Below are 14,508 nucleotides of genomic sequence, written 5' to 3'. Positions count from 1 at the left end.
GGCGCCTGCGGCGGCAACGTGGGCGGCGGCTGGGGACGCGGCGCGCCCTGGCGCGGCTTCGCCGTCTGCACTTCAATCTGGCGGCGCATTTCGTTGAACACGTCTCGCACTTCGTCAAACGGGTCCAGCGATCGCCTCTGTTGCGCGGGCCGCGCCGGTTTAGCCGCAGGCGGCGCTTTGTCGCCGAACAACATGCGGCGCGTTTCCTCCGGGAGATCGTCGGCGGTCCATTCGGACTCCTGATTGCGTTTCTCGACGTCGCGGCCTTCGACCGTCCGCCGGACAAACGCGAACACGGAGAAGAGCAGGAAGACGACCGCAAATATGATTTCGCTGAGATGTTCCATGGTTACGCGATCGCTTTGCTACATCGGTTAAAGGGACACCAAGGACCCAACGGGCCAATAAGACAAGGTTTGCCTGGCGCACTGCTTCGCATGATTACCCGCGCGGATGCTTTTCGTCTTCGGCGGATCCGCCTTCGGTTTTCGAGATCGATTCGCGCATGGCGGTATCGGCCATGACGTTTTTCATTTTGTAGTAATCCATAATGCCGAGGTTGCCTTTGCGGAACGCTTCGGCCATGGCCTTCGGCACTTCGGCCTCGGCCTCGACAACGCGAGCGCGCATTTCGACCACTTGTGCGCGCATTTCCTGTTCGCGCGCCATGGCCATGGCGCGGCGCTCTTCGGCGCGTGCCTGCGCAATCTGTTTGTCGGCCTCGGCCTGGCGCGTCTGCAATTGTGCGCCGATGTTTTCGCCAACGTCCACGTCCGCGATGTCGATCGAAAGAATCTCGAACGCAGTGCCCGCATCGAGGCCGCGTTGCAGCACGGTTTTTGATATGCGGTCCGGGTTCTCGAGCACCTGCTTGTGCGTCGCTGCGGAACCGATGGTCGTGACGATGCCTTCGCCGACGCGCGCGATGATCGTTTCTTCCGTCGCGCCGCCGACCAGCGAATTAATGTTCGTGCGCACGGTGACACGCGCCTTCGCTTTGAGCTGAATACCGTCCATTGCGACGGCTGCGATGGTCGTTTGGCCTTGGCGCGTGTCCGGGCAGTCGATCACTTTGGGGTTAACGGACGTCTGCACTGCATCGAGGATGTCGCGGCCCGCGAGATCGATGGCGCACGCCCGCTGGAAGCTCAGTTCGATGTTTGCCTTGCTCGCGGCAATCAACGCCTGCACGACGCGCACGACGTTTCCGCCGGCTAGATAGTGAGTCTGCAATTCGTCCACCGATACGTTTAGGCCTGCCTTCACCGCATTGATGCGGTTCTGCACGATGACGTTCGGGTTGACCTTTCGCAGGCGCATCACAATGAGCGCTATCCACGACACCGGCGCGCCCGAGGCCCACGCCTGAATCCAGAGGTTGATAAAGTTGATGAAGATGATGACGATGACGATCGCCACAAGCAGAGCGATTGCGCCGCCAATGTAGGGAAGGGCTTCAAACATCAGTCTGTCCTTTCGCAGGTTTCCACGACGGGATCCACAATCACCATATTATCCTTCGCGGACACGATCCGCACCTTTGCACTTTTCTTGATGTATCCGGTTGCGCACATCGCATTCACGCGCACGCCGTCTACCATCACGATGCCCGGCGGCGCGACGGCGACGGTCACTTCGCCGCGTTTGCCAATCATGCCGCGCGCGGCGTCTGCATCAACCGAATTCGCCGCGTCGCGATCGCCTTCGCGTTTTGCGCGAATCAGGTCCTGCACCGTCTCCATTGCATCGCGTCCCGTCAAGTCCATCGCGCGCGCCATCGCGAACGGGAACTCCACATCGGCCTTCTTCGCCGCCGCGCACGCAACCACCGTTCGGTGCAGGCGGCCGCCCATCATCGCGTGGCTCTCGATGTCCTCAAGAGGCGCATCCACACCGGCGGTCTTGGCGATCGCGTAGGCGTCCACGACCGCTCGCGGGTTCACACGCTTCAACGCCATTCCTACAATGCACGCCAACGACACCGGGGCGCCGGACATCCGCGCGCGGAACCAAAGTCCCAGCAGGCGCACGATCAGGAACACAATTCCCAACGCGACGATGGCGGCGACCGGCATCAACAACGCGGACAGCGTGTCGCCCATCGCGCGCGTTACCGCTTCGCCGCCGGTTCGACAACGACGCGGTTCCCGCGCACTTCGATGACCTTGACCGTTGCGCCGTCCTCGATGAAATCGCCGGACGACACAGCGTTGACTTTTTTGCCGTCAAGCATGATGGACCCGGCGGGGCGCAGCGCCGTGAACACCTGGCCGAGCTTGCCCACCATTGATTCGTTCGATTCGTCGGACACCCAGCCCTTGGACGGGTCTTGCGCATCGGACAGCACCATCGCCTTGCCGAGCGGCGATCGCGCGATCAAATAGAACCCCACAATGATGGACGCAATTACGGCGATGATCTCGCCAAGAATTATTCCGACCGCATGCTCCGGATGCCAGTAGAGCGCGATGACGCAACTCACGAATACGAGTATTCCGCCGAGGATGCCGCATACCAGCCCCGGCAGTATGAACTCGACGAGTATCAACGCGATACCCGACACGAAGAAGAGGATGATCCACCACACCATTATGCGCGCGCTCCAGTCGATTCGAGCAGCGCGAGCAGTTGGCTGATTTCGACGCGGATACCCTGGACAACCTTCATCTTGTCGGCGGGGTCCTTCGGGTCCGCTTCATCAACGTTTTCGAACGTGCCGATCAGCCCGTCCCCCGCGGTGAATAGCGCCCTTCCCTGGGCCAGCAACTTGTTATACCGCCGCGCGAACGGCGTGCAACTGTAATACCCGGCGCCCTGCTGCTGAATGACCAGCATGTCGTCGCGCAATTGCTTCAACATCGTGATCAGTGACAAGCGAGTATCCATAACTGGTTCGGTTCTCCCGGTACCGTTCGGTCTATGCAAATGAAGTGGACTTCATGGACACGATAGACATCGCGGCTCTCGAAATTGCCGCATCCCCCCCGCGCGCGGGCATCACGCCGGTTTCTTTAACCGATCGACTACGTAGCGATTACCTTCGGCCTGCACGATGACGATAGGAGTTCCCTCCTCGATAAACTCGTTGAGGCTCACGACCTGGAAAGTCTTGTCTCCGAACCGTCCGCGGCCTGCCGGCCGCAACATGCTCGATGCGACGCCCACTTGTCCAATTGTCGATTCGGCCTCGTCCGGCGTTTGCACCGAATAACCGTCCGTGGGGAGTTGTTGGTCCGCAAGCACGAGACGCCGGTACAGCGGAGAACGCGGCAACAGCTTCCACGTCGCCACGACGAGTACAACCATACAGATCATGGTCATCGTCAACGCAAACCCCGCGTCCTCGAGCCGGTCCCATTCCCAACTGTATTGCGGCAGCGAGAAATCGGTGAACGTAAACGAGAATACGATGCCCGCCAACACGAACACGATCCCCAGCGCGCCCACGATGCCGAATCCGGGAATTAGAAATATCTCGACAAGCAACAGGATGACGCCCGTAATCACGAGCGCGATGTCGAGCCAGTCTGCAAGCCCGACCACCGAGCGCGATCCGAAATAGATCGCGAGCGCGCAGATGCCGACGATTCCCGGCATTCCGAAGCCGGGCGTCTTGAATTCGAGGTACAACCCGCCGATGCCGAGCACAAGTAAAACGAGGGTTATTTCCGGGCTGATCAGCCACTTGTATAAATCTTCGCTCCACGTTGGCGTGACGTTGACGACTGCCGTGTTCGTGTAGCCGAGTTGCCACATCAAGTCATCCATGTCCTTCGCGATGTACTTGATGACGCCATATTTTTTGGCCTCCTGCGGGGTAAGCGTCAGCAGCTTGCCCGCCGGCTCGATCACAATGCCGTCGTCCGGCTGCGTGGGTTGCGTGTCGGGCGCGGTCTGCTCGACCGGCGCAGCTTCGGAATTCTGACTCTCCTTCGGTTCGGGAATCGGCAATTCTTCGCCGATGATCGTTTCGATTACCTGCTTAACGACCTTGCCCGGATCGTCAATGAGCTCTTTCACGGCCTCTTCGCCGGTGAGTTCCGCGGGACGATTGACGGCGCGTATATCGAGCGTGCCGTCGGGGTTCTGATACGCGCGCAACTCGATGTCTTTGTCTACCATCGCCATTGCGATATCGGGATTGCGCCCCTTCATCTCGGCAAGCGCGGCGAACTTCGCCCGCACAAACGACGTTTCTTTTTCTCCAAGAGGCTCCATGCCGTCGCTGCCGATCGTCACCGGTTGCGCCGCGCCCATGTTGGTGGACGGCGACATGACGATCTCGTCGCACGCATAGCTAATCAGCGCGCCCGCGGAAATCGCACCCATCCCATCGACGAACGCAATGGTCTTGCATGGTGCGTCGACAATTGCGTCGACAATTTGAATCGCGGAATCGACTCGCCCGCCCGGAGTGTCCACGATAAACACAATCGCCTTCGAGTCTGCGACCTCGCGCAACGCGCGCGTCACAAGGACGGTCATTCCGTCGTCGACCATGCCTTCGAGGCGCACGGCAGTGATGTAGGGGGTCGGTCCGGCCGCCTCGTCGCCGGCAAGAGCCAGGGCGGCGCCCAACAACAATGCGTAGAGTCCACGTCGTACCGTATGCATGGCCCGTTGCCTCACCACGGTTCGCACCGTTTACATTGCCTACCGACGTCCATTGTAGGCGCGTGCCAAAACACGATCAATCGCACACCACTCCATAGTATCTCACACTCATGCGTACTTCGGGCGGAAATGATTGGAAAATATGCAGTTGCAGAAGAAAGCGACGGCGGCTGCGCCGATACGTCCTGGCCAAATTACTTTTCCGATTTAGCCGCGGTCCACAGAAGCGCATTTCGCACCAGCGCCCGAAAGTCTTTGTGGTCAAACGACGTGTGGTCGTGCCCGGACTGGAGGTAGACGACCCGCCCCTTCCCATAAGTTTTCGACCAGCCGATGATCGGGGCACTCTTGGGGTGATCGACTTTCAGCAACGGCTTCACGTCGTTCGCGACGTAGTACCCACCGTACGTTTCGTCTACAAGATCGAAATCCGTCATTCCCTTCGTGACCGGATCGGCCGGGTCCACAATCTGCACGCGAAAACTCTGGTCATGATCAAAGGTGTTTGGCCCATATTTCTTGCCGTCGATTTCGACGACATCGAAGGTGAACTGTCCCCCAATCATCACGCGGAACTCCGGCCATTTCTGGTAACTGACCAGACAGTGGTGCAATGCGACGAGCCCTTTTCCGTCGTCTTTCACGCGCTGTACGAACTGCTGCTTTTGTTCGTCCGTTATGTCCTGCCACATGTCGTACAACACGATGACGTCGTACTCCCGCGCGGCTTCCGGGGTGAATTGCTTGTTCGCCTCGGGGTGGACAACCTCTTTCCACGTAATGCCGGACATGCTGTCGAACATGGCGAAGAACTGCGGCCGCTCGAAATCGTGGCCGCCGGTAACGATGAGCGCGCGTACCGGCGGAACTGCAACTTCCGCTTCTGATTCGGCGTCGGCGAATGCCATCACCAAGAGAGCTAATCCTATCATTCCCATTGGTTCCTCCCATCCCGCGCCGTCCGATGGCGCTTACTTAAGGTCGTCAGCCCCATAGCCTTACACTTCGAGGCTGCCAAAGTTCATGTTTTGTCTGAATTTCGCAGTTTAGTCAGGCACAGAGCGCCCATATTTAGTAGCACAATTTTTGAGTCGCGGATATCGGCCACAATATGTTGTGGTATATGGGGCTTCTGGTGTCGTAAACCATTGAGTATCAAAGGGTAGGAACACCACAGCCCCTGATTTTTCTGTTGACAGATTGGGGAACGATAGGGTACGATTTGGCGTCACTAGGGCACATTGGGGTGCCAAGAGGGTATATGGCTGGCCTGACCGGATACTACGGCCTCTGGGACGTAAAGCTCGACGAAAAATGCCGAATCGTCATGCCCAGCCGTATCCGCGAGACCGCCCGCGCCATGGGTCACGACACGTGGTACATGGCCCCCGGTGACAACCATTCTATTCTCCTATTTGACCGAGACGGATGGGTCGCCCTCCGGCAAAACGCCGGGCGGACGGGCGACGACCACGCACAGGCGTTGGCCTTCCGCCGCATGTTCTTCAGTCTAGCAGAAGATGCCCGTCCAGACCCACAGGGTCGTATGCCGTTGCCGCAACACTTGCGGGAGCATGCGGGCATTCAAAAGGATGCGGTGGTGATCGGCGTAGACGATCACCTCGAGGTGTGGGACAAGGCGGCGTGGGCCGAGTTCAAGAGGCGGAACACGTCATTGTACGAAGAACTGGCGCCTCCACTGTTCGCGAGCCGCGGCACAGTGGGCGCCGCAACCTAACAGGTGGGTAAAGGCATGAAAATCGAGCGGAAGGACATTGGGACGGTCACGGTGCTGCGGTTGGCGGGAGACATTGACGAAGGCGGCGTGGACGCGCTGCGCACATCCATGTACGAATGCCTTGCGGAAGGCCGGCACCAGCTCATCATGAACCTGAGCGGCGTGCGCTTCATCAGCTACATGGGCGTTGGCGTCCTTGTCGAGCGATTGCGCAAACTGCGCGCCTTAAGCGGCGACCTGAAGCTCGTGGGCATGAACCTTTACGCACAGCGGTTGTTCCGCATGGTCGGCGTGAGTTCGTTGTTCGATTCGTTCGAGAGCGAGACGCAGGCGATCGGCCAATTCCAGGAAGCGGCCTAAGGGGTGCACGTCCCCGTTCTCCCCGGCCCGGCGCTCGAGTACTTGCGCATACGGCCCGGCGGGACTTACGTGGACTGTACGGTGGGTTTCGGTGGACACGCCGAACTCATTTGCCGGCGCCTGACGAATGGAAGGTTAATCGCGCTCGATCGCGATCCGCTCGCCGTGGAGCGCGCGCGCGAGCGGCTGAAATCGTTCGGGTGCGCCGAGGTAGTGCAAAGTAACTACGGCGACCTTAGTCGGGTGTTGTCGGAGTTGAAGGTGGGTCCCGTTGACGGCGTCCTCATCGACGCAGGGGTGTCGAGTATGCAGTTGGACGATCCCCGACGCGGGTTCTCGTTTCAGTACGAAGGTCCACTCGATATGCGCCAGGACACGACGCAGACGACAACCGCGCGCGAGTTTCTCGCCACGTGCCCCGAGCGGGCGCTTGTCCGCGTCTTGCGCGACTACGGCGACGTGAGGCCCGCGCAGCGCATCGCGAAATCGATCGTTCACCGGCGCGGGAACCATACGATGAATACAACGTTCGATTTGCGCGATGCCGTGTGCGAGGCGCTGCCGTTTGTTCACGGCACGCCCGACGAGGTCCGCACCGTGTTTCAGGCCATACGCATTGCCGTAAACGACGAATACGCGCACCTCGAAGCCGGAATCCGCGCGGGCGTCGACGCGCTCGCACCGGAAGGACGAATCGTCGTAATCTCGTTCCATTCCGGAGAAGACCGAATCGTAAAAAGCGTTTTCCGTGACGCGTCGCACGCGTCGCGCACGTTTCGCGCGGACGGACGCACGGACACGGTGACCCCCCCGCGCTTGCGCGTACTCACGCCGAAGCCCATTACCGCGGACGACGAAGAGTTGATCGCGAATCCGCGCGCGCACAGTGCGAAGCTGCGCGCGGCCGAACGCATCCGCGAGGATGCCGCAGCATGACGCGCCGCTTCGCCGGACGACGCGTGGCCGTGTTCTGGGGCCTGGTAAAATGGCTGCCCGTCGTCGCGCTGCCGTTTGGGGTCTTTCTATTCGAGACGTGGCTGCAGGTGCGCATCTACGAACGCGGATACGACGCGTCGCAGTTGCGGCGCGAGATTAAGGACGTCAATGCCCACATCGACCGATTGCAGGAGCGTGTGGACGAACTCACTGCCTTGAAGCGCGTGAGCGAACGCGCCCCGGATTTGGGCCTGGTACCCATCGAGCCGGGACAGGTTGAAGTGTTGTACGCGCCCTCGACTACGGAGCGCGCGCCTTCCCCTTTTCTGTCCATTGAACCCATAACGATAGCCAACGCGGAATCCGCCCATGGCTCACCGTGACCGAAACGGCGACGGGCCGCGACACGCCGAACTGCCGCTCACGCAATCTCAGCGTTGGCGGATTCGCCTTGTTTTATGGGGTATGCTCGCGGGACTGCTGATCGTTGCGCTCCATCTGGTTCGGCTTCAGCTTTTTCCCGATCATCGCTTCCTAGATGCCGAAGGGTTTCACGTCGGTGAAGCGCCAATTCCCCTGCAACGCGGCCGCATCTACGATCGCGAGGGCCGCATTTTCGCGCGCGAGCGCCAGGCGCCATCGCTGTTCGCGTATCCGCCATTTCTCGAACGGCCGCACGAAGCCGCGCAAAGCCTCGCTGTGCGGTTGGGTCTTGACGAGAACGACCTGATCGACCGCATCACGCGGCGCGCCAGCGGCGGCAAGATGATGCAGGAAGTCGCCATCAAACGTTCGTTGACGCCGGGCGAACTCGAATCCATCGGCAATCTGAACGCCTGGGGCGAGGGCGGGCTTCGCATCAAGTACGAACCGGCGCGGCACTATCCCGAGGGCCAATTGGCGGCGCACGTGCTCGGCTTTGTGGATCGCGATCAGAACGGTCTTGAAGGCATTGAAGCGAAATATGACACGTACCTGAAAGCGATACCCGGCAAGCAGACATCGCGCGTCGACGGCAAGCGGTCGATGTTGATGCCGTTGACGCTCGAGTACGTTGCGCCCGAAGGCGGCGCGGACATATTCCTCACCATCGACAAACCAATCCAGCATATTCTCGAACAGCAACTCGACTTCGTCATCGAAGACAAACTCGCGACCAGCGCGATGGGCATCGTAATGGACCCCACGACCGGTGCGATCCTCGCGATGGCGACCCGTCCTGCCTTCGACCCCAACGCGCCGGGCGATTATCCGGCGCAGTCCCGCGTAAATGCGGCGATTTCGTTCGTCTTTGAACCCGGGTCCGCATTCAAGATTGTGCCCTTGACCGCGGCCATCGAACACGGGCTGGTAACTCCCGCCGACATGATCGATTGCGAAGGCGGAGCATGGAACGCTTTCGGCCTGCGCCGCATACGAGACGTGCACAAGATGGGTACGGTGACGCTGGCGGAGATGTTCGCGCAATCGAGCAACATCGGCACGATTAAGGTCGCCCACCGGATTGTGGAAGCGCATAAGGCCGAAATGCTGGACGCGTGGATTCGCAAGTTCGGATTCGGCGTGAAGACCGGCCGTGACTTCCGCCACGAGAGCGCAGGGTTCTATCATCCCGACGGCCGATGGACGAAGTACTCCGAGATTTCGCTGCCAATGGGACAGGAAATCGCCGTGACGATGCCACAACTCGCCCGCGCGTTCGCGGCGATTGCAAACGGTGGTTATCTCGTCGAGCCGCATCTCGTCGATCACGTCGTTGACCACGACGGCCAGATCGCGTACCAATTCGAGCCGGGCGGACCGGATCGAATCATGTCGGCGCAGACGGCGATGACGATGCGCGACCTTTGCTACGGCGTCGTCGAGCACGGCACGGGCAAACGCGCGGCGATTCCCGAGTATCGCGTCGGCGGCAAGACTGGTACGGCGCAGGTGGCCCGACCCAAGAGCGAAGGCGGCGGATATTACCCCGACCGGCACACGGCCGTGTTTGCGGGGTTCGGACCCGTCGCCGATCCGCGCCTCGTCGCCGTGATCGTCGTGTGCAACCCGAAGAGCGATATCTACTACGGTGGATTCGTGTGCGGCCCCGTGTTTAAGGAGGTCGTCCGCGAATCGCTGATTCGGCTCGAATGCCCCGAAGACCCGATGCCGCCGGGAACGTATACCGAAACCAAAGAGGAAAACGACGCCGACGTGCTCGTGGCACAGGCCGCGCCCGCGATTCCAGGAATGCTGGACATCAACCCCCTGCAAGACATCGGGGAGGGAGCGGAACTCGCCAGCGCCAACACGGATCAACCCATCGGGCCTGGACAACTTCCGAGCTTGATTGGATTGACGAAACGTCAGGTGAAAGACAAGTTGGCGGTGCTTGGCGTCGAATGGGACGCGCAGGGCAGCGGCTGGGTCGTGTCACAGGACCCCGCCGCCGGTACCGCCATACAAGAAGTCCCGTTGTGCCGGCTAGTGTTCTCGAATACGCGCAATGCTACGCCCGCCGAACCGGCGAAATCGGGCCCGGCCTCAAAGCTCTCCGCGCTCGACACGAAAACTGCCGCGCGATGATGCTGAACGAGGTGCCTTCGCTCATCGGCTGCGCAGCCCGGCCGCTCGATCCATTGCCAATCACGCGCGTGACCGAGGACTCGCGCCGCTGCGAACCCGGCGCTGTATTCGTCGCGGCGGCCGGAACGCACGTAGACGGTCACGACTTCATATCATGGGCGGCGGGCGCGGGAGCCGTCGCCGTTATCGGCGAACGGACAGGCTTCTCGGAGAGTGCGGGGCTGCCCTATTTGAGCGTGCCGAACGCGCGCAAGGCGCTCGGGATTCTTGCGCACACGCTGCACGGCAACCCTTCCAAGCAAATGACCGTCATAGGCATCACCGGCACCAACGGAAAAACCACTTCCGCGCGGATGGTCCAGCATATCCTGCGCACGGGCGGCAGCCGCTGCGCATTCTTCGGAACGATCGGCTACGACATCGCCGGCACAATGCACGCAGCAAAGCACACGACGCCGTTTGGCGAGGAACTTGCCGAGATGTTCGCGAAAGCGTACGACGCGGGCGAGTCGCACATTGTCATGGAAGTCAGCTCGCACGCCCTGGATCAGGAACGCATCGCCGGCATCCGGTACCGCGTCGGCGCGTTCACCAATCTGACGCAGGACCATCTCGATTATCACAAGGATATGGACAGCTATCGCCGTGCGAAGTTGATGCTGTTTGAGCGCATCGAGGGCAGCGACGCATTCACCGCCGTGAACAACGACGATCCCTGCGCGCCCGCCTTCGTCGCCGCCTCTCGCGTGCGATGCCACACCTTCGGCGACCGAGCCGACTGCCGCGCTGAGAAGACCAGCGTTACCGCGCGCGAGACAAGATTCACACTTGCGACGCCGTGGGGCGCCGCGCCGGTGAAAATGCGCATGCTCGGAAAACACAACGTATCCAACGCGTTGTGTGCCGCCGCGATTTGCGGCGGGCTCGGCGTCCCCGTGCAGGCAATCGCCGACGCGCTTGGCACGCTGCGGAATGTTCCCGGGCGGTTCGAGCACGTCGACGCCGGTCAGGACTTTCAGGTCATTGTAGATTACGCGCATACCGACGACGGCCTTCGAAACGTGTTGACCGCCGCGCGCGGCATTTGCGAAGGCCGTGTCATTGTCGTATTCGGATGCGGCGGCGATCGCGACAAAACCAAACGCCCCAAGATGGGCGCGGTAGCCGCGGAACTGGCGGACTTCGCAATCGTTACGTCCGACAATCCGCGCAGCGAAGACCCCGAACGCATCCTGCTCGATATAGAGGTGGGGTTGCAGCACGCAAACAAGCGGAAATACGACGACTACGAAATGATCCTGGATCGGTCGGAAGCGATTCGCCGCGCCACCGCAATCGCGAAGCCGGGTGATCTCATCATGATCGCGGGGAAAGGTCACGAGGACTATCAGATTCTTGGTAACAAACGTATTCACTTCGACGACCGCGAAGTTGCGCGCGCAATCCTGGCGGAGCGGTAAGCGAATGGGCTGGACCTACACTGTGGAAGAACTGGCCCACGCTGTCGGATCCCATGCGGCCGGCAACGCGACGCCGTTTTCACGTGTGTCGACGGATACCCGCACGATCCAACCGGGTGACGTGTTCTTCGCGTTAAAGGGCGAGAAGTTCGATGCGAACGCCTTTGTGCGCGATGCGTTCTCGAAGGGCGCGTGCGCAGTCGTTGCCACGCAACCGAACGCTGCCGGTGTCTGCCTCGTCGTTCCCGATACGCAGGCGGCGCTGCAATCGTTTGCGGGGTTCCATCGTGCGCGCTACTCGCCGATTGTGTTTGCGATCACGGGCTCGTGCGGGAAGACGACGTCCAAGGACATGATCGCAGCGGTGCTTGCAACGAGGTTGCGTATCGTCAAGACGCAGGGCAATCTTAACAACGAGATTGGCTGCCCCCTCTCCCTATTGCAGATCGATGGCAACACGCAAGCCGCCATCATCGAAATGGGTGCGGCGAAGCGCGGCAATATCGCGGAGTTGTGCGCGTTTACGAAGCCGGGCGAATCGGCAATCACGCTCATCGCCCCGGCGCATCTCGAAGGGTTTGGCAGCATCGAAAACATTGCCGATACGAAAGGCGAGATTGCAGAGGCGCTCCCGCCCGAGGGAATCTTCTATGTCAACACCGGAAACGAATGGTGTGCGCGCGTGGCCGAGCGTGTCGCGTGCAGGAAGATTCTGTACGGACATCGCGGCGACGTGGTGCTGAAGTCGTATCACATGGAAGACGACGGTGAAGCCGTCCTCGATATTGAACCGGTCGGAAAGCTTCGTCTCCCCCTTCCGTCGCGCGAGCACGCGAGCAACGTCTTACTCGCGATCGCCGTCGGGCTGCAACATGGCATTACCGAATTCGAGGGGCCGCTTCGCGCGGTATGCGCCGATCCGGCGCGCTTCAAGAAGTTGCGCATCGGCGCGCTGGACGTCATCGACGATACGTACAACGCGAGTCCGGCGAGTATGGCGGCCGCATTGCGGGGCCTTGCGGAACGTCCGAGGGGTGGTGCGCGCATTGCCGCGCTGGGCGACATGCTGGAACTTGGCCCAACGTCCGATCAGCTCCACGCCCAGATCGGCACGCTCACCGGAACGCTAGGTCTCGCGCACGTGTTTGCCCTCGGCGAACGCGCATCTGCTATGATCAGCGCGGCTCGAGACGCAGGGGTCCCGCACGCCGAAGTCCTACCCGACCACGCCGCCGTAGCCCGCGCGATATTGGATGTTGCGCGGCCGGACGATGTCTTGCTCGTCAAAGGATCGCGCGGCATGCGCATGGAACGCGTCATCGAGCAGCTCAAGTTTCTGTCGGGATAGCGCGATGCTTTATTACCTTGGACTGTTTATCGAGCCGAAGATTTCGGCGTTCAATGTACTTACGTATTACCCCGTACGTACCGGCGGCGCCGCCGTGACCGCGTTTCTCGTATCCCTCATCATCGGCCCAACCGTCATTCGCCTTCTTCGTTCGCTCAAGATTGGACAGTACATCAAGAAAGAGCATGTCGCCGATCTCCACGCACTGCACAAGAACAAGGCGGGTACACCAACAATGGGCGGTGCATTAATTGTGCTTGCAGCGCTCATCGCCCTTGTCTTGTGGGGCCGCTTCGAGAACCGTTTGCTGCTTCTGGCGCTCGCGACGGTCATTCTGTTGGGCGCCGTCGGGTTCCTCGACGATTTCGTGAAACTTCGCCGGAAACACAACCAAGGCCTCAGCGCAAAAGCAAAGTTTCTCGGCCAAATCGTTGTCGGCATATTCCTGGGTGTGTACCTCACATATAACCCCATTGCCTACAGTGCGACCTACGTCGCGCTAGACGACGTGGATTGGGACAAATTTATCCCAGCGCTTCAACAGAACGTGACGTCTCCCGACACGGCGGCGAAGCGTTGCGTCGCCATGCTGCCGGAATCCAAACGGGCAATCGTCGACGCCGCCCCCCGCGGAGGTCCATGGTCCGGCGACACGCGACGTGACGTACTCGCTGGTTTTCGAGATCTCATCGACGATCGGAGACTTTACGACGCGGACCTCTGGAGTAACGCTAATTTGTCAGACGAAGCCCTCGACTTCGCCGCGGCCGGCGTCGCTGCCCTGTCCGATCGCGAGCTACGGCGTTTCAACCGGCTGCTGATTGAGACCGCGTTTCCCGACATCGTCGAAACCAGCGTCCCAGACATACACACGAAGGTTGAAGTTCCGTTCCTCAAGATGGTGTTAATTCCGTTTGGCATCTTGTACGTTCTGTTCGTATTGACGATCATCGTCGGCGCATCCAACGCGGTCAACTTGACCGATGGTCTCGACGGCCTCGCGATCGGCGCCTCGATCATCTCGCTGCTCACGTACACCGGCATCGCATATGTCATCAGCCGCGCCAACTGGTCTGAATACCTGCTGCTCATCTACGTCCCCGAAGCCAGCGAACTCACTGTCTTCGGCGGTGCGATGCTTGGCGCGGGGCTTGGATTTCTCTGGTTTAACTGCCACCCTGCGGAAGTGTTCATGGGCGACACGGGGTCGCTCGCGCTCGGCGGCGCACTTGGCGCGATGGCGATTCTCACCAAACAGGAGTTGCTTCTTGTCATCGTGGGCGGGCTATTCGTAATTGAAGCGTCAAGCGTGATGATCCAAGTTGCATCGTTCAAAACGCGCGGCAAGCGCGTGTTCCGCATGGCACCGCTGCATCACCACTTCGAGTTGCTCGGCTGGAACGAAACGAAAGTGGTTACCCGCTTTTTGATCGTCGCACTGATTTTCGCGCTCATGAGTTTGGCCACGCTGAAGTTTAGATAGC

General features: G+C 60.4%; 15 protein-coding genes. 8 read left to right on the top strand and 7 right to left on the bottom strand.

What is annotated here, in order from left to right; genetic code table 11:
- From HUU46_20830 to HUU46_20800, 7 genes are all read right to left on the bottom strand, one after another.
- On the bottom strand, positions 1-347 hold a 347-nt coding region (locus HUU46_20830), incomplete at its 3' end, for a hypothetical protein (protein ID NUM56093.1).
- Between the two features lie 94 nt (positions 348-441).
- Complete coding sequence (gene floA / locus HUU46_20825) at positions 442-1,464, bottom strand: flotillin-like protein FloA (protein NUM56092.1); 1,023 nt, start codon at positions 1,462-1,464, stop codon at positions 442-444.
- On the bottom strand, positions 1,464-2,102 hold the full coding sequence (locus tag HUU46_20820; protein ID NUM56091.1) for a flotillin-like FloA family protein: 639 nt from the start codon (positions 2,100-2,102) through the stop codon (positions 1,464-1,466). The genes floA and HUU46_20820 overlap by 1 nt, the downstream gene beginning before the upstream one ends.
- A gap of 8 nt (positions 2,103-2,110) precedes the next feature.
- Positions 2,111-2,590 (bottom strand): hypothetical protein, encoded by a 480-nt coding sequence (locus HUU46_20815; protein NUM56090.1) that lies wholly within the window; start codon positions 2,588-2,590, stop codon positions 2,111-2,113.
- Complete coding sequence (locus HUU46_20810; protein NUM56089.1) at positions 2,590-2,886, bottom strand: hypothetical protein; 297 nt, start codon at positions 2,884-2,886, stop codon at positions 2,590-2,592. Before HUU46_20810 ends, HUU46_20815 begins: the two co-directional genes overlap by 1 nt.
- A gap of 111 nt (positions 2,887-2,997) precedes the next feature.
- Entirely contained in the window at positions 2,998-4,614 is a 1,617-nt protein-coding gene (locus HUU46_20805) for an ATP-dependent Clp protease proteolytic subunit (GenBank protein ID NUM56088.1), read from the bottom strand.
- Between the two features lie 194 nt (positions 4,615-4,808).
- Entirely contained in the window at positions 4,809-5,546 is a 738-nt protein-coding gene (locus tag HUU46_20800; GenBank protein NUM56087.1) for a ThuA domain-containing protein, read from the bottom strand.
- Between the two features lie 329 nt (positions 5,547-5,875).
- On the opposite strand from HUU46_20800, the gene HUU46_20795 reads away from it, so the two are divergent.
- Genes HUU46_20795 through mraY form a run of 8 tightly spaced genes read left to right on the top strand, consistent with a single transcriptional unit; the run spans position 5,876 to position 14,507 of the window.
- Positions 5,876-6,352, top strand: a complete 477-nt coding sequence (locus HUU46_20795; protein NUM56086.1) for a hypothetical protein — start codon at positions 5,876-5,878, stop codon at positions 6,350-6,352.
- A gap of 15 nt (positions 6,353-6,367) precedes the next feature.
- On the top strand, positions 6,368-6,712 hold the full coding sequence (locus HUU46_20790) for an STAS domain-containing protein (protein ID NUM56085.1): 345 nt from the start codon (positions 6,368-6,370) through the stop codon (positions 6,710-6,712).
- A gap of 3 nt (positions 6,713-6,715) precedes the next feature.
- Positions 6,716-7,648 carry a 16S rRNA (cytosine(1402)-N(4))-methyltransferase RsmH gene (gene rsmH, locus HUU46_20785; protein ID NUM56084.1) on the top strand — a complete coding sequence of 311 codons (933 nt, stop codon included), beginning with the start codon at positions 6,716-6,718 and terminating at the stop codon, positions 7,646-7,648.
- The gene (locus HUU46_20780; protein NUM56083.1) at positions 7,645-8,031 is read left to right on the top strand and encodes a hypothetical protein; all 387 of its coding nucleotides are present in this window, start codon (positions 7,645-7,647) and stop codon (positions 8,029-8,031) included. The genes rsmH and HUU46_20780 overlap by 4 nt, the downstream gene beginning before the upstream one ends.
- On the top strand, positions 8,018-10,216 hold the full coding sequence (locus HUU46_20775) for a transpeptidase family protein (GenBank protein NUM56082.1): 2,199 nt from the start codon (positions 8,018-8,020) through the stop codon (positions 10,214-10,216). The genes HUU46_20780 and HUU46_20775 overlap by 14 nt, the downstream gene beginning before the upstream one ends.
- On the top strand, positions 10,213-11,676 hold the full coding sequence (locus tag HUU46_20770; protein NUM56081.1) for a UDP-N-acetylmuramoyl-L-alanyl-D-glutamate--2,6-diaminopimelate ligase: 1,464 nt from the start codon (positions 10,213-10,215) through the stop codon (positions 11,674-11,676). Before HUU46_20775 ends, HUU46_20770 begins: the two co-directional genes overlap by 4 nt.
- A 4-nt stretch (positions 11,677-11,680) precedes the next feature.
- Complete coding sequence (murF, locus tag HUU46_20765; protein ID NUM56080.1) at positions 11,681-13,024, top strand: UDP-N-acetylmuramoyl-tripeptide--D-alanyl-D-alanine ligase; 1,344 nt, start codon at positions 11,681-11,683, stop codon at positions 13,022-13,024.
- Between the two features lie 4 nt (positions 13,025-13,028).
- Complete coding sequence (gene mraY / locus HUU46_20760) at positions 13,029-14,507, top strand: phospho-N-acetylmuramoyl-pentapeptide-transferase (GenBank protein NUM56079.1); 1,479 nt, start codon at positions 13,029-13,031, stop codon at positions 14,505-14,507.
- The last annotated feature ends 1 nt before the right edge of the window (position 14,508 follow it).

This window comes from Candidatus Hydrogenedentota bacterium (assembly GCA_013359265.1).
In the GTDB taxonomy this organism is placed as follows: domain Bacteria; phylum Hydrogenedentota; class Hydrogenedentia; order Hydrogenedentales; family SLHB01; genus JABWCD01.
This window is presented reverse-complemented; position numbering and strand designations above follow the sequence as displayed.

Coding starts and splice junctions, on each gene's coding strand:
- HUU46_20810 (NUM56089.1), bottom strand. CDS start 2,886: ATGGATACTCGCTTGTCACTGATCACGATGTTGAAGCAATTGCGCGAC.
- HUU46_20770 (NUM56081.1), top strand. CDS start 10,213: ATGATGCTGAACGAGGTGCCTTCGCTCATCGGCTGCGCAGCCCGGCCG.
- HUU46_20795 (NUM56086.1), top strand. CDS start 5,876: ATGGCTGGCCTGACCGGATACTACGGCCTCTGGGACGTAAAGCTCGAC.
- HUU46_20775 (NUM56082.1), top strand. CDS start 8,018: ATGGCTCACCGTGACCGAAACGGCGACGGGCCGCGACACGCCGAACTG.
- HUU46_20800 (NUM56087.1), bottom strand. CDS start 5,546: ATGATAGGATTAGCTCTCTTGGTGATGGCATTCGCCGACGCCGAATCA.
- floA (NUM56092.1), bottom strand. CDS start 1,464: ATGTTTGAAGCCCTTCCCTACATTGGCGGCGCAATCGCTCTGCTTGTG.
- HUU46_20790 (NUM56085.1), top strand. CDS start 6,368: ATGAAAATCGAGCGGAAGGACATTGGGACGGTCACGGTGCTGCGGTTG.
- HUU46_20820 (NUM56091.1), bottom strand. CDS start 2,102: ATGGGCGACACGCTGTCCGCGTTGTTGATGCCGGTCGCCGCCATCGTC.
- murF (NUM56080.1), top strand. CDS start 11,681: ATGGGCTGGACCTACACTGTGGAAGAACTGGCCCACGCTGTCGGATCC.
- HUU46_20780 (NUM56083.1), top strand. CDS start 7,645: ATGACGCGCCGCTTCGCCGGACGACGCGTGGCCGTGTTCTGGGGCCTG.
- HUU46_20805 (NUM56088.1), bottom strand. CDS start 4,614: ATGCATACGGTACGACGTGGACTCTACGCATTGTTGTTGGGCGCCGCC.
- mraY (NUM56079.1), top strand. CDS start 13,029: ATGCTTTATTACCTTGGACTGTTTATCGAGCCGAAGATTTCGGCGTTC.
- HUU46_20815 (NUM56090.1), bottom strand. CDS start 2,590: ATGGTGTGGTGGATCATCCTCTTCTTCGTGTCGGGTATCGCGTTGATA.